The 13,785-nt window shown below is 41.0% G+C and carries 16 protein-coding genes and 1 pseudogene; 1 reads left to right on the forward strand and 16 read right to left on the reverse strand.

Features of this window, described 5'->3' with window-relative positions:
- Nucleotides 1-22: 22 nt before the first annotated feature.
- The 15 genes from C1A12_RS11565 to C1A12_RS11635 form a co-directional block, all read right to left on the reverse strand.
- A complete protein-coding gene (locus C1A12_RS11565) occupies nt 23-532 on the reverse strand; it encodes a YqfQ family protein (protein WP_235001589.1) in 510 nt (169 codons plus the stop codon).
- A 68-nt stretch (nt 533-600) separates the two neighbouring features.
- Complete coding sequence (locus C1A12_RS11570; protein WP_101844031.1) at nt 601-1,278, reverse strand: uracil-DNA glycosylase; 678 nt, start codon at nt 1,276-1,278, stop codon at nt 601-603.
- Nucleotides 1,279-1,375: 97 nt separating this feature from the next.
- The gene (locus C1A12_RS11575) at nt 1,376-1,624 is read right to left on the reverse strand and encodes a DUF2584 family protein (protein WP_101844032.1); all 249 of its coding nucleotides are present in this window, start codon (nt 1,622-1,624) and stop codon (nt 1,376-1,378) included.
- Nucleotides 1,625-1,641: 17 nt separating this feature from the next.
- Nucleotides 1,642-4,758 (reverse strand): AAA family ATPase, encoded by a 3,117-nt coding sequence (locus C1A12_RS11580; RefSeq protein ID WP_101844033.1) that lies wholly within the window; start codon nt 4,756-4,758, stop codon nt 1,642-1,644.
- Between the two features lies 1 nt (nt 4,759).
- A complete protein-coding gene (locus C1A12_RS11585) occupies nt 4,760-5,911 on the reverse strand; it encodes an exonuclease SbcCD subunit D (RefSeq protein ID WP_101844034.1) in 1,152 nt (383 codons plus the stop codon).
- A 95-nt stretch (nt 5,912-6,006) separates the two neighbouring features.
- Nucleotides 6,007-6,225, reverse strand: a complete 219-nt coding sequence (locus C1A12_RS11590; RefSeq protein ID WP_101844035.1) for a YozE family protein — start codon at nt 6,223-6,225, stop codon at nt 6,007-6,009.
- A 76-nt stretch (nt 6,226-6,301) separates the two neighbouring features.
- Entirely contained in the window at nt 6,302-7,063 is a 762-nt protein-coding gene (tatC, locus tag C1A12_RS11595; RefSeq protein WP_101844036.1) for a twin-arginine translocase subunit TatC, read from the reverse strand.
- A gap of 69 nt (nt 7,064-7,132) precedes the next feature.
- Nucleotides 7,133-7,321, reverse strand: a complete 189-nt coding sequence (gene tatA, locus C1A12_RS11600; RefSeq protein WP_101844037.1) for a twin-arginine translocase TatA/TatE family subunit — start codon at nt 7,319-7,321, stop codon at nt 7,133-7,135.
- 24 nt (nt 7,322-7,345) lie between these two features.
- Nucleotides 7,346-7,546 (reverse strand): twin-arginine translocase TatA/TatE family subunit, encoded by a 201-nt coding sequence (locus C1A12_RS11605; protein WP_101844038.1) that lies wholly within the window; start codon nt 7,544-7,546, stop codon nt 7,346-7,348.
- 93 nt (nt 7,547-7,639) lie between these two features.
- Nucleotides 7,640-8,227, reverse strand: coding sequence for a molybdenum cofactor guanylyltransferase (locus C1A12_RS11610; RefSeq protein ID WP_306417003.1), 588 nt, complete (start codon nt 8,225-8,227; stop codon nt 7,640-7,642).
- Nucleotides 8,224-8,718, reverse strand: coding sequence for a dihydrofolate reductase (locus C1A12_RS11615; protein WP_101844040.1), 495 nt, complete (start codon nt 8,716-8,718; stop codon nt 8,224-8,226). The genes C1A12_RS11610 and C1A12_RS11615 overlap by 4 nt, the downstream gene beginning before the upstream one ends.
- A 20-nt stretch (nt 8,719-8,738) precedes the next feature.
- The gene (locus C1A12_RS11620) at nt 8,739-9,695 is read right to left on the reverse strand and encodes a thymidylate synthase (RefSeq protein ID WP_101844041.1); all 957 of its coding nucleotides are present in this window, start codon (nt 9,693-9,695) and stop codon (nt 8,739-8,741) included.
- A 1-nt stretch (nt 9,696) separates the two neighbouring features.
- On the reverse strand, nt 9,697-10,311 hold the full coding sequence (locus tag C1A12_RS11625; RefSeq protein WP_101844042.1) for an HD domain-containing protein: 615 nt from the start codon (nt 10,309-10,311) through the stop codon (nt 9,697-9,699).
- A gap of 9 nt (nt 10,312-10,320) precedes the next feature.
- The gene (locus tag C1A12_RS11630; RefSeq protein ID WP_101844043.1) at nt 10,321-11,175 is read right to left on the reverse strand and encodes a DUF72 domain-containing protein; all 855 of its coding nucleotides are present in this window, start codon (nt 11,173-11,175) and stop codon (nt 10,321-10,323) included.
- A 16-nt stretch (nt 11,176-11,191) separates the two neighbouring features.
- Nucleotides 11,192-12,862 carry a formate--tetrahydrofolate ligase gene (locus C1A12_RS11635; protein ID WP_101844044.1) on the reverse strand — a complete coding sequence of 557 codons (1,671 nt, stop codon included), beginning with the start codon at nt 12,860-12,862 and terminating at the stop codon, nt 11,192-11,194.
- A 220-nt stretch (nt 12,863-13,082) separates the two neighbouring features.
- Here C1A12_RS11635 and C1A12_RS11640 point away from each other — a divergent pair, with 220 nt between their 5' ends.
- A complete protein-coding gene (locus C1A12_RS11640) occupies nt 13,083-13,469 on the forward strand; it encodes a ribonuclease HI family protein (RefSeq protein WP_101844045.1) in 387 nt (128 codons plus the stop codon).
- Nucleotides 13,470-13,518: 49 nt separating this feature from the next.
- Here the strand turns inward: C1A12_RS11640 and C1A12_RS21400 are convergent.
- Nucleotides 13,519-13,767 (reverse strand): annotated as a pseudogene (locus C1A12_RS21400) (DUF6123 family protein); the annotation flags it as partial.
- Nucleotides 13,768-13,785 lie beyond the last annotated feature (18 nt).

Consider the following 13,785-nt stretch of genomic DNA (forward strand, 5'->3'; position numbering starts at 1 on the left):
AAAATCAAGTAACCTGCACAGCCTATATAAAAAGCTTAGGCTGTGAAGATCCTTGATGACTTGCTGCGTGCTTTTTCTCCTTTTTCTCTTTAGGGCGTCTGTGCTCCGTTCTTCGTTTCTCACGACTGCCTCTCGGCTTGGAAGGCTCGCGTCGACGTTCTTTCTCCTCACGGGGTTTTTTCCGTGACTTCTTTGTGTCAGAGCTTTCTTTCTCATCCTCATCCGATTCGTTCATGAGTTTCATCATGTTTATCATCGCTGGAATGTTTTTCATCATCGGTCCATATTCCTTTACCATTGGAGCTGCTGACTGCATTGCTTTTAGTGCCTGCTGCACTTGTGTAAGCCATCCCGCTCCAGTCTGTGCCTGTGCTTGAACCGGTGGTCCGAAAAATGGAGCACCGCCGAAGCCTCCGGGTCCAGCCTGATTAAAGAAAGTAGGCATCATCCCTCCTGCATTTCTCATCTCCTGGGGTGAAAAACCTTGAGGGTTTCTGACAGGGCCAAAAAAAGGTGGTGGATTATAACTCATACAAGACCCCTCCGTCATTAGTCATGTCATAGCCTATGCATCGTAAGGAGCGGGTGTATGGGCAATACCTAAATTTTATTAAGTGCATTCCAATCAACGGGTTTATGACCTACAGACTCAAGGAATTGGTTAGCTTTTGAGAATGGTCTGCTTCCAAAGAATCCTCTATAAGCCGATAATGGACTCGGATGAGGGGACTGGATAACATAGTGTCTGCTTCGGTCAACAGAGGCAGCCTTTCTTTGTGCCGGCCGGCCCCAGAGAATAAATACAAGCGGCTGATCTCTTTGATTAAGAACTTCAATCACTTTATCTGTTAGTTTTTCCCATCCTGCACCTTTGTGGGAGTGAGCTCTATGGGCACGTACAGTCAGGACATTATTTAACAGCAGTACCCCCTCATCCGCCCAGCCTTCTAAGTTTCCATGATTGGGAGCAGGCACCCCTGTATCTTCCTCAAGCTCCTTATAAATGTTCTTTAAAGAAGGAGGTATTGGCACATCTTTGGGAACGGAGAAACTATATCCATGGGCCTGTCCCTCCCCATGGTAAGGATCCTGCCCTATGATCACTACCTTTGTATGTTTATATGGAGTTCGATTAAACGCAGCATATATATCGAACATATTCGGAAATACCTTATAGGATGCATATTCCTTTTTTAAGAATTCTCTTAATTCTTTATAGTAATCTTTCTCAAGTTCACTTGATAGTATCTCTGACCAGTCATTCGAAAAAACAGCCAATCATATCACCTTTCATTACCACAATATTTCGGTTAAGATTCTTTAATATTTCCCGGGCAAGCGCAGGAACTGACACTTTCAAGACTCCGGGCTTTATTTAATTGACAGAATGAAGGGAAATTAAACGATATTTGCAAATGGTTGTATTCCTTCTTAAAACCAGTTCTTCTATTTCCCCGGATCCAATCTGATCTGAACGAATATGACGCTTAATTTCAATCGTTTCATTCATTGGGAATAATTTATACCCTTCAAATACAATTTCAAATAAGTTGTCATCAGAATGAACCCTTTTCTCCTTCCCTTCAGTAATCAGCGTCCATTCCATCGATAGTGGTGTTGACATGATTTTCTCTCCTTTCGCTATTGAAATGCCATTCTTACAGTTGAGCCTTCAGGGCCGGTATCGATATGCAGTTTTGCAGGTATCTCTTCTTTTAACTGAGCTACGTGGGAAATGATTCCTAACATTCGATTCCCATCCTGCAGCGTTCTTAAGCATCCAATAGCCTGTTCTAAGGACAGTTCGTCCAGAGTACCGAAACCTTCGTCAATAAACAACGTCTCCAGCTGAACTCCTCCTGCATGAGATTGTACTACATCCGCCATTCCCAACGCTAAACTCAAACTTGCTTTAAACCCTTCTCCCCCGGAAAGTGTGCGAACGGATCGTTTTTGACCTGTATGGTGATCGATTACTTCAAGCTCCAGCCCGCTCTGTGCCCCCCTCTTTGCCAGAGCATCACTGCGCAGCAGCTGATAACGGTGGTCCGTCATTTGATCGAGACGCAGGTTTGCCTGAATTAATATTTCATCGAGATAGGAAGCAAGTACGTAGCGTTCAAGAGAAAGCTTTAAGGAGTTATCCCCCCGGGCCAAATTAGAGATTTCCGCCAAATCATAGTATCGATCGGCAAATTCCTTCTGCTCATCTATTAAGCTTGTAATTGTAAGCAGGGCATTTTGATTCTGCTGATAAACAAGTTGACAATTATGAAGCTGTTTTTGATTTTCCTGTACGGCTTCTTTTTTCTCTTCAAATGCCTGTTTAAGAATCTCTAAATCTGGACGCTGTTCTTCCTTTAGTTTATTTGTTAACTCTTTAAGACGATTCCGAACAAGATCTTTATGCTGGGTAAAATCATTAATTCTTTTTGTTAATTTATTTATTTGTTCTTCCGTTAATAAAGCCTGCCTATACTCCAACAGAGAATTAAAGTTAAGTTGGTCAAGCGTTTGATTAAACTCTTTCTCTTTTGCTTGAAACGTTTCTTCAGCTTGTTCTAAATATCGTTCTAACTCCGTTTTCTTACCTTTTAGCTGTTGAAATTCTTCTGATTTCCGACTGTATTGCTGCTGAATTTCTTCCCACTTTTTTGCAGTCTCGTACAGCTTTTGCTCCGCCTCTTTTACATAAACTTTCATATCGGATAAATTGAATGTAACGAACTTATAATTTGTCTCCAGGTTGTTACCTTCTGTTTCATAGGCGATTTTCTCTTCAGAGCATTTCTTTAGATGCTCACTCACCTTTTGTTCGTCTTTAGTAACTTCGTTAACCTGCTGATCAATTTGAATGATCCGATCAGCAGCTTCATGGATTGCAGCGAGATCTTTTTCCTTGCTGCTTAACGAATCTGCATTGGACTGTAATTCTTTATCAATGTGAGCAGAAGCGTTCTTTACTGCTTCAATGGTTAATTCATCCCCTGTAATGTCACGGACTTCATCATGTAACGAATCAACGAATTGTTTATGAGTTCTTCCTTCGGCTTCAGCAGTGGTCATCAATTCGTGTTTATTAAAAAATACTTTCTCTTTATGATCACTTTCTTTTTTGAGCCGTTCCATTTCAGCGTTCGATAGTACTTCTTGAGGCTTTGCTGCTAAAGCAGGATGTTCATTGGATCCACACACGGGACACGGGCTTCCCTCTGGTAATTCCAATGCCAGATGGTAGGCCCGGTGTTTTTTCAGTTTTTCAATACTTTCTTCATACCGGATTTTTAAATGATCACTTTCTTCCTTTGCATGAGCTGCTTCCTTCTGCAGTTCCCTGTACCTCTCCCTTAAATTTTCGAGTTTGTTCCACTCTTTCTCAAGTCGCAGAAGGGTTGCCTGACTTCTTTTTAAACGCTCGTTTTTTTGTTTTAATTCATACAGGGAGGACGTTACTTCTCTTTCACCGGCAGCCAGCCGGCTTTTCTGATCCTTCTCTTCTATTAATTGTTTCTTTAGGGAGGAAAGATGTGATAATTGCTTATCCCATTCCGTTTGATTCGTTGTCAGCTCTCTAATCCACTGCTGGATGCTTAGCAGCCTTTCCAGTTTATGAAGCGCTTCTCTTTTCTTGTTGACATCATCTTTCAACTCGTCCCGTACGGGTTCCTTCGCTTTTTCTTTTTCATATTCTTCTTTTATCTTTTTAAAATTTTCATTAATTTCATTCAGTTTTTCTTCATTTTCTTTTAAAGACTGCGCTAGTTTATTTTTTTCACTCTTTCTTTCATCCATTTGCTTCTCATAAGGTCTTAGTTCCTGGGCTTTATTAGCAGCTTGTAACAATTCAGATTGACGATTAATTTCTTCCTGGTCCTCTTGCAGTTGTTTTTCTTCTACTGCAAGCCGGTCTTTTTCACGAAATAAATCGTCGATTGTTTTACCATGATAGTAGGCTTTCTCCGCCTGATCCAGTCGTTTCTTTAAATCATGAACGTGTTCTTCCAGCTTCTCCTTTTGCGATTGCTGTTGTTCGAGCGTCTCATCCAACTGTTGTACAATCTTCTGAGGATCCTGCGGAATTTCTTCCATCTGCCCGGGAAGCCATTGAATTTTCTCGGTTTCCTGCTCAATCTTCCATTCAAATTGTTCCATATCTTTTTCCAGGGCTCTTTGCTGTCCACGCAAGTAGTCTGTCAGTTCTGAGTAGAAATGAGTCCTAAAAATTTTTTGCAGAATTTCTTCACGCTCTCTGCTGTTTTCTGAAATCAACTTTCGGAATTCCCCTTGAGGAATCATGATCATTTTACGGAATTGATCATAATCCAGTCGGAGAAGTTCTTCAATCATTTCATTAACTTCTTTAATCTTCGAAGCGATTAGTCTTTCTTCCCCGTTCTGCTGCTGATATAAATTGGCTTTAGTCAGTTCTTCTTTCAGTCCCTCGCCGCGTTCTTTTTTCTTCCACTGTTTGGGCATTCGCTCAATACGGTATTGTTTTCCTCTAAGCATAAAAGTGAAATCGACAACAGTAGTATCTGTCTCATCGGCAAAATGGCTTTTTAAAGTATCCTGCTCCCGATCCATTCCACTTGCCCTTCCATACAGCGCGAAACACATTGCATCAAATATAGTAGTTTTCCCGGCCCCCGTAGGTCCGGTAACTAAGAAGATGGTTTCATCCCCAAGCTGTGAGAAATCGATAGTTTGTTTATTCTTAAAGGGACCAAACGCTTGAACAGTTAAGTTTAGAGCTCTCAACTTATTTCCCCCTCTCCTGAAGACGCAGATCTTCTATTGCACTTTCGACCATTGTTTTGCGCTTATCCGGAAGCTGATCGTTTTTTATTTCTTCGTAAAAAGCCTTGAACAGATCTAGAGGCTCAAGTTTTTGCCTGGATTTAACCTGATCAAAGTCAGCCGGCTTATTCTGCTGGGATAAAGCAGCCCTTTCAAGGTGCAGAATATTGGGATAAACTTTTCTGAGCTTGCCCATTGGATCGAGTATGGTTCCATCATCCAATAGACGAATGTGCAAATAACTTTCGTTGTTTGCTGCAAGCTTGCCTTCTAATAATTCTGAGAAATAACCTTCAATTATTTCAAAATCTCTTTTGGGACGGAGCGGTATTTTCTTGATTGTGCATTCATTCCCGTTCAAATTTACCAAAGTGACAGATTTCTGATGCTTAGCTTCTGAAAAAGAATACTTTAAAATCGACCCGCTGTAACGAATGGTTTCTTTTAGGATTCTCTGAGCCTGGTGAAGATGACCAAGCGCTACGTAGTCAAAATTTTTAAATAAAGCGGCATCAATATAGGGGGTGCCGCCTACCATGGACAGCCTTTCCTCAGATTCTGATTCCATACCTCCTGCGATAAAAGAGTGCCCCACCCACACATGACGTTCATTCATGTCATAATTACTTTCTATATGATCAATCAGCTTCTCAGCTGCTTGCTGATGGCTCTTTATTGAATCGTCTTCAAATATATACGCAGCTTCTGCCGGCTCTACATATGGAATGAGATGAAAGTGAACCGGCCCCTCTTTATCATAAATGGTAACAGGGTGGTGTTCCTTATAAAGTTTGGTCTGAAGATACAAACCTTGTTTACGAAACAGCCGGGCGCCGAATTCCATACGATCAGGGCTGTCATGATTTCCCGTTATGGCTAATACGGGGATCTGGATATCATTGATTAAAGTAGTCAACGTATCATTTAATAGTTCCACCGCCTGTTTTGGTGGAATGGACCGATCATATAAATCACCAGCAATAATGATGACATCAGGCTGTTCTTCTTTAACGATTTCAATCAGCTCATTTAGCATAAATGCCTGATCCTCTGTCATATAAACGTTATTTACGATTTTTCCTAAATGCCAGTCTGCTGTATGTAGGATTTTCATAACCCCTGCCCCTTCCTTCTCATCTATATCATCTTTATTATACTAGAGTGAAAGACTCCTTGAAAAAAGAAAAGATACCTTCTTCAGGTACCTTTTTACTCTTCGTCCATTTGATAAGCGTCGTATAATCGATCAAATACAGCTAATGCATTCGCAAACGGAATATTCCATTCCAAATAGCTGCTGATTTCATTATAGGACGTGGCCTGTTTTGGAAAACTGTGATCTTCAAACATCCAGTCTGCCAGTTTTTTTTCGTCATCTTCCTGTTTATTTCCCCGATATCTCATCATGTAATGATAAAACGACCTCAATTGCTTCCCTCCCCCAAGTCATAACTGCTCTAGTTTTACCACATCTCTTAGAGTGGCGCCAAAAATTGGAGAAACCCTATTCATATGGTTCCTCCATAAATTCACGATGTGCCCTTAGCTTTTTGCGATAAACGATTCTTGATAAAATGATACTTATTTCATACAGCAGAATCAACGGGACAGCTACTACTATCTGCAGGACAAAATCCGGAGGAGAAATCATCGTACCTACGATAATTAAAACAAAATAAGCGTATTTTCTTATTTTCGTCAATAATTCAGGGTTTAAAATGCCGAGACTCGTCAAAAACATAATGATGACTGGGATTTCAAATAGAATGGCAAAAGGAATCGTTACTCTAAACACAAAGCGGAAATACCGTTCAACTGTGAACAGTTCGTTAAACATTCCATCATTTAAGGATAGAAGAAACGGTAGAATTAACTGCACAAAGACGGCATACCCAAACCCTAACCCTGCGACAAATAATAGGAAAATGGCGGGAATATAAGCCAATGAAGCTTTCTTTTCCTTAGGCGTTAGGGCCGGTTTAATAAATAACCATAACTGCAGACACAGCATCGGCAGGGATCCGATTAAAGCTATAATGCTGGCCAGTGTAAAGTAAATCCAAACCACTTCTCCAGGGCTCGTAACACTTAATTTAATAGGGATATCAGCTTCAAGAAAGTCATAGATTTCGCGTATATATACGAAGCCTCCGATGAAAAATATAACAAAGGAAACAATCGAATAGATAATACGTTTTCTTAACTCACTTAAATGGTCGGTCATATTCATTTCAATATCTTGACTGCTATTTTTAAGGTCTGGCATTTATAATCCTCCCAAGCTAAAACATGCCTTCACATAAAGAAGATGTAAGGGAAGCCCCCTTACATCTTCTTATTTTTCATTTTTGTCTTTATTTTTGGCTGATTGATCATCTGACATCATATCCCCGGCTGCTTTTTTAAATTCTTTTAAAGAGCTTCCAAAAGCTTTGCCGATTTCCGGGAGTTTCGCAGGACCAAATATAACCAGTGCTATAATCAAGATGAGCAGCAGACCAGGAACGCCAATATTTGAAAACATGTATCAACACTCCATTAAGACGATCTATTTTTTATCGTCAATAATATTTTTTGCTTCCTGTACATCCTCTTTAGCATCACCGGTAAGATCACGCGCCGATTTCTTAAATTCTTTTAAAGTTTCTCCGGTTGCCTTTCCAATTTCCGGGAGTTTTTTCGGTCCAAAAATGACTAAGGCTATAACCAATATTAATATTAAACCAGGAATCCCAATACTTGAAAGCATGAAGGTCACCTTCCTTATGATAGGTTTCAATAAACGTTAAGTATTCATTATCACAATCTGCGTCTATCATATCATGTTTAGGACAGCATGTCTTTATTCTGCCTGGATTTTTTTAAGCGCCGCTTCATAATCTTTTCCAGTATTCATATTAAAGAAGTGCCAATAAAGGTCTTCCGGGTCAATGGCTGGAAAATTTTCAACATAGATGACTGTACTCACATTAAGCAGGCTCTGCATCTTTCTTTCTCCTTTTTCAAGCAGTAAAGCACACCTTTGGGCCAATTCTTTACGGTAAATGCCCGAAAGCGGCTGGCTTCTGCCGTTATAAACCGGAATTACTGCGTCAATGTCAGAAGTCAGTCTCGATAACAAAAATTCAATAATTTCAGTCTTAAGAAAAGGGGTATCACATGCAGAGACAAAAACATACTGTGTTGGAGTCTCAGATAACACGGCATGCAGACCACCTAACGGACCGTGCTGTTCATACTGATCCTTCACATACACTGCTTGTACCGAAGCAGGATTATTTCGGTTTATGATAACATGAGAGAAATTACGCTTCAGTATAGCACCAATTCGTTCAAGCACCGTTACTTCCCCGATCACCAACTCTGATTTATCACTGCCCATTCGCGTAGAACCCCCTCCTGCCAGGATCGCTCCGCTCACATTATTCACGGTCTCACTCGATCATATACACGAAAGTAATAATCATAGGGGTTCTTTTCATCCTTAATCCCTTTGGCCTCTTCGATCAAATGCCAATCGGCTTCCTCATACTCCGGAAAGAACGTGTCTGCTTCAAAAGCGTGATCAATATAGGTCATATACATACGATCCGCGTGCGGGAGCATTTTCTCAAAGATGACACTTCCGCCAATGACAAACCATTCTTTGTCAGGGTAGGTTTCATTTAAGCGGATGATATCATCTAACGAATGGTAGATTTCACATCCTTCTGCCTGAAAATCAGGATTTGTGGTCACGATGATATGACGGCGTTCCGGGAGAGGTTTACCAAACGATTCGAACGTTTTCCTGCCCATAATGATTGTTTGCCCCCATGTTTTTTCTTTAAAGAATTTAAAATCACGGGGAATATACCAGGGTAAATCGTTATCTTTGCCAATCGCGCGATTTCGATCCATTGCAAATACAAAAGAAATCATAACCTCACCTCCAACAATTTTTAAACAGCGACCGGGGCTTTTATGCCTGGATGCGGCTCATAGTTTTCAATTTTTATATCTTCCATACCAAAATCAAACACGCTTTCCTTCTCTTCACTCAGCCACAAAGAAGGTGCTTTCTTAATTTCGCGCGCCAGCTGCTTATTAATTTGGTCAACATGGTTGGAGTATATATGAGCATCTCCCAGTGTGTGAATGAATTCCCCTGCTTTCAGTCCGCATTCTTTTGCAATCAGATGAGTAAGCAGGGCATAGCTTGCAATATTAAAAGGGACTCCTAGAAAAATATCAGCGCTTCTCTGATACAACTGACAGGAAAGCTTTCCATCTGCTACGTAAAACTGAAACATCATATGACACGGCGGCAGAGCCATATTGGAAGGTACATCCTCAGGATTCCATGCCGTGACGACATGACGTCTTGAATCCGGGTTATTCTTAATGTTTTCAATTACATCTTTTAATTGGTCAATCGTCTCTCCACGCGATGTCTGCCAGGCTCTCCACTGTTTTCCGTATACAGCACCAAGGTCTCCAAACCGCTTGCTAAAAGCGTCATCGTTTAATATTTTCTCCTTAAACTTGTCCATTTGTTCTTTATATTGAGCATTAAATTCTTGATCCTGCTGACTGCGTCTGCCGAAATCTGTCATATCCGGTCCCTTATATTCTTCACTTTCGATGTACGATTGAAAGGCCCACTCATTCCAAATATTATTGTTATGCTTTAACAAATATCGGATATTCGTATCCCCTTTGATAAACCACAATAACTCACTGACAATCAGACGAAACGGAATCCGTTTCGTTGTCAATAACGGAAATCCTTTCTCCAGGTCAAACCGCATTTGATAGCCGAATAAAGACTTCGTCCCTGTACCTGTGCGATCGCCTTTTACTGTCCCTGTATTCAGCACATCCCGACAAAGCTTTAAATAGTTTTCTTCATTTGTCATTTCACTCACCTGCTCTTTCTATGCTGTTCCATTCTTTAAAAAATTGTTCTAAATATTTCTTCATAAAAATGTGCCGCTGCTCTGCCTCCTGACGGGCTTTTCTAGTATGCATCCCCTGGCTTAATTTCAGCAGCTTATCATAAAAGTGTTGAATAGACGTCAACTTCTGTTCCTCTTCATGGTAAATTAATTGATTATGCATCCCGCCGTATGCAAAAGTCCTCGCGATGCCTATCGCTCCCAGGGCGTCCAACCGATCTGCGTCCTGGACGATTTTACCTTCGATTGAATCAGGAATCCGTCCCTTAGAAAATGATATATCTCTAATAATAGCAAAAACAACCTCTCTTTGGTCCACATTCACATTGAGAGATTTTAGAAAATCATCTAACTCCTGATATGCCGCATCCGTGTCTTGAAATAACTTGGCATCTCCTATGTCATGAACCCATCCTGAAAGTTCTGCTGTAAACGGGTCTGCTCCCTCGTCGAGCGCAATAAGTCTTGACCACTCTGCCACTCGCTTCATATGGTTATAATCATGACCGGTTGGATCATTAGCAAATTGCCGGGTAATATAATTATTCACTTCATAAATTATTTTTTCACAGTCCATTTTTCACCTCTAGAATTGAAAAAGATCCATTTGGCGGGGGTTTAGATTTTTATATTCAATATTTAGTATGTCCTGAAGCTGTCTGGCATTATCGGCAGCATCTCCACCGGAGTTATTGTTAAATAATAAAGTAATTTCTTTCGTTTCTTCCTGCAGCCGCTTTACCCTGTTGGCCCATTCCTCTAATTCTTGCTTGTTGTAGCGGTAGAGAAAGCGGACTTTCCTCCAGTCTTTACGCCCATTTTTGTTCCACCCATGTAAGTTGCGGCCATGAAACCTTACAAGAGACTGAGCGGGGTGGGTAACCGATTCCACTAATGGTACAGAACCCTCACCTGCCTGCGGCTCATCGCATATTGTATGAATCCATTGATGCTCTTTCATAAAGTGAAGGGTCTGTTCTTTATATTTGTCGTTAAACCATGTTTGATTCCTGAATTCCAGGGCGAGCGGATAGGGTTCTAACCATTCTTTAATAAGCCTCAGCTTTTGGATGTGCTCTTTTCTTACATCAAACCATGGTGGAAATTGAAAAAGAAGTGATTGTACTTTTCCTGCCTCCACTACCGGCTGAATAGATTCTTCATAGGCTTTTATAATGTCTTTTGCCTGTTGAACTGTTCGCTCTTCACGGTCATGGCCGGTCAATTGCTGAAAAGCTTTAATTACAAAAGTGAAAGTGTCAGGGGTCTGATTCAACCATTTTTCATAATGTCTGACCGGCTGAATTGCATAAAACGCAGTATCTACCTCTACTACAGGAAAGTGAGAAGCATAAACACTCAGCTTCTCATCTGATCTGGTTTGTTCAGGGTAAAGAGATTGGTGATCCCCCCAGCCGGTTAAGCCGATCTTAACACTCATCTACAAATCTCCCTTCTTAAAACAGCCCTTTAATCGTCCCATCTTCTAATATATCCATCTTTAAAGCTGCTGGTTCTTTAGGCAGTCCCGGCATCGTCATGACATCGCCTGTTAAAGCCACAATAAAACCGGCCCCGGCAGAAACTCTTAATTCTCGAACCGTTAACGTAAACCCCGAAGGCCTCCCTATCAATGCTGGCTCATCGGAAAGCGAGTATTGGGTTTTAGCCATACAAACCGGCAGTGCAGAATGCCCGTGATCAATTAGTTGCTTGAGCTGCTTTCTTGCCGGACCAGTAAACTCCACATGATCTGCCCCGTAGACATGTAAGGCAATTTTTCGGATTTTTTCTTCCACGGGATCATTAAGTTCGTACGTATAAGACATAGGTCCTTTATTTTGGTCACAGCAGGCACTCACCTTTTCAGCTAAATCCAGGGCGCCTTCCCCGCCCTTTGAAAACACCTCTACTAAAGCTGCCTCCACTTCCTGGTCTCTACACCATCTCATGAGAAAATCAATCTCTTCAGGAGTATCTGAAGGAAAATGGTTAACAGCAACGACAAAAGGCAGATTGAACTGTTCTATGGTCTCTATATGTTTTTTTAAATTTTCCATCCCGCGCTTTAAAGCAGCTACATCTTCCTTATCTAAATCCTTCTTATTAATACCTCCGTGCATTTTTAACGCTCTAACCGTAGCAACGATAACCACAGCATCCGGCTGGAATCCGCCAGCACGTGTCTTAATGTTTAAAAATTTCTCCGCTCCAAGGTCTGCCCCGAAACCGGCTTCTGTAACAACATAATCCCCTAATTGAGCAGCGGTTTTGGTAGCCATTAAACTATTGCACCCATGGGCAATATTAGCAAATGGACCTCCATGAATGATAGCAGGAGTATTTTCGGTCGTCTGTACCAGGTTTGGTTTCACCGCCTCATGAAGCAATAATGTCAAAGCTCCCTCAAAGCCAAGATCTTTTACAGTAACCGGACGTTTATCATACGTATAACCAACAATTATACGAGCCAGACGTTTTTTTAAATCCTCCATGCCATCTGCTAAGCAAAGAATTGCCATAATTTCTGAAGCTACGGTAATAGTAAATCCGTCTTCCCGGGGAACCCCTTTCACCGGGCCGCCTAGACCTACAATTATTTCGCGCAGCGCTCTATCATTTAAGTCCACCACTCGTTTCCACTCGATACGCCTTGGATCAATATGTAATTCATTTCCTTGATGGATATGGTTATCAATGAATGCTGATAAAGCATTGTTTGCAGCAGTTACAGCATGAAAATCACCGTTAAAATGCAGGTTTATGTCCTGCATCGGCAACACTTGAGAGTAGCCTCCTCCGCATGCTCCTCCTTTAATACCCATTACAGGTCCCAAAGAAGGTTCCCTTAGTGCAATAATCGCTTTCTTATTAAGCCGGCAAAGTGCTTGTCCTAGTCCTACTGTAACTGTAGATTTCCCCTCCCCTGCAGGTGTAGGATTGATAGAAGTTGTTAGTATAATCTTGCCTTCCTTATTTTTCTTATTATCCTTTATGATGTCGGGAGAAAGCTTGGCTTTATAGCGGCCATAAGGCTCCCACTCTCTTTCCTGTAAAGCTAGTTGCGCTGCAATCTCCTTAATGGGAGACATACTGGATTCTAATGCAATTTCTATATCAGATTTCATAAGACCAGCTCCTTTAATCGCACGATCTATTTCTATTGTACATCAATTTTGTCACGTGTAAGAGGATTAACTCACATTGAATTTCACCCCTGTTAGAAGTATAATAAAAAACTGATATTCAGCCGTTACTTAAACCCCCCAGGTAACATAACCATAGTGGCTCCATAGCATATCAGGTGCACATTTATAACCAATTGGTGTGAAAAAAGGAGTTAATTTAATGATTGAAGTATATACTGACGCAGCTACTGCAGGCAACCCCGGGCCAAGTGCAGCAGGTGTTTACGTTAAGGATTTTCATCGCTTTAGTAAATTTCTTGGTAATTGCTCGAATCATGAAGCGGAATTCCTGGCAGTTATCCATGCTTTGGAATATTGCAAAGAGCATTTCAGGGGAGAAATTATCTCGATTAGAAGTGATTCTCAGCTCGTCGTTCAATCAGCTGATTCACAATACTGCAAAAATCCAGCCTATTCCCCCTTCCTGGATCAGATATTATCGCTTCACTCCCATTTCGCTTACGTTTTTTATAAGTGGATTCCCGATAAAGAAAATAAGCATGCAGATGAATTAGCAAGAATTGAATTAAAAAAGAACCAGGACTAGAGCCTCGTTCTTTTTTTGACTTCACGGACGAAAACCCGTATTTTTCCAGCGCCTGGTAGGCGTGTTTTTTTGTTGTGACCGTTTCCCGGCCGATCAACTCTAACACACTTATGTAAAAGCTTGGGTCAAACTTTTTTTGATACTTTAATGTTATCTGAAGAGCTACAATCACTTTCCAGTCTTCTGTATTTGTTGAATTTTTACCAAAGTAAATAAAATGTACGTGTTCATCAGACAACTTGAACCCTCTCGTCCATAAGTCTTCCAAATAATTTGCCAGCGGCTGCATCTGCTTCATGAGATTCTCCTAACGTTT

It is taken from the genome of Halobacillus sp. Marseille-P3879 (assembly GCF_900240285.1).
GTDB lineage: Bacteria > Bacillota > Bacilli > Bacillales > Halobacillaceae > Halobacillus_A.

Coding starts and splice junctions, on each gene's coding strand:
- C1A12_RS11625 (WP_101844042.1), bottom strand. CDS start 10,311: ATGGACTGTGAAAAAATAATTTATGAAGTGAATAATTATATTACCCGG.
- C1A12_RS11575 (WP_101844032.1), bottom strand. CDS start 1,624: ATGTCAACACCACTATCGATGGAATGGACGCTGATTACTGAAGGGAAG.
- C1A12_RS11605 (WP_101844038.1), bottom strand. CDS start 7,546: ATGCTTTCAAGTATTGGGATTCCTGGTTTAATATTAATATTGGTTATA.
- C1A12_RS11615 (WP_101844040.1), bottom strand. CDS start 8,718: ATGATTTCTTTTGTATTTGCAATGGATCGAAATCGCGCGATTGGCAAA.
- C1A12_RS11640 (WP_101844045.1), top strand. CDS start 13,083: ATGATTGAAGTATATACTGACGCAGCTACTGCAGGCAACCCCGGGCCA.
- C1A12_RS11630 (WP_101844043.1), bottom strand. CDS start 11,175: ATGAGTGTTAAGATCGGCTTAACCGGCTGGGGGGATCACCAATCTCTT.
- C1A12_RS11620 (WP_101844041.1), bottom strand. CDS start 9,695: ATGACAAATGAAGAAAACTATTTAAAGCTTTGTCGGGATGTGCTGAAT.
- C1A12_RS11585 (WP_101844034.1), bottom strand. CDS start 5,911: ATGAAAATCCTACATACAGCAGACTGGCATTTAGGAAAAATCGTAAAT.
- C1A12_RS11635 (WP_101844044.1), bottom strand. CDS start 12,862: ATGAAATCTGATATAGAAATTGCATTAGAATCCAGTATGTCTCCCATT.
- tatA (WP_101844037.1), bottom strand. CDS start 7,321: ATGTTTTCAAATATTGGCGTTCCTGGTCTGCTGCTCATCTTGATTATA.
- C1A12_RS11565 (WP_235001589.1), bottom strand. CDS start 532: ATGAGTTATAATCCACCACCTTTTTTTGGCCCTGTCAGAAACCCTCAA.
- tatC (WP_101844036.1), bottom strand. CDS start 7,063: ATGCCAGACCTTAAAAATAGCAGTCAAGATATTGAAATGAATATGACC.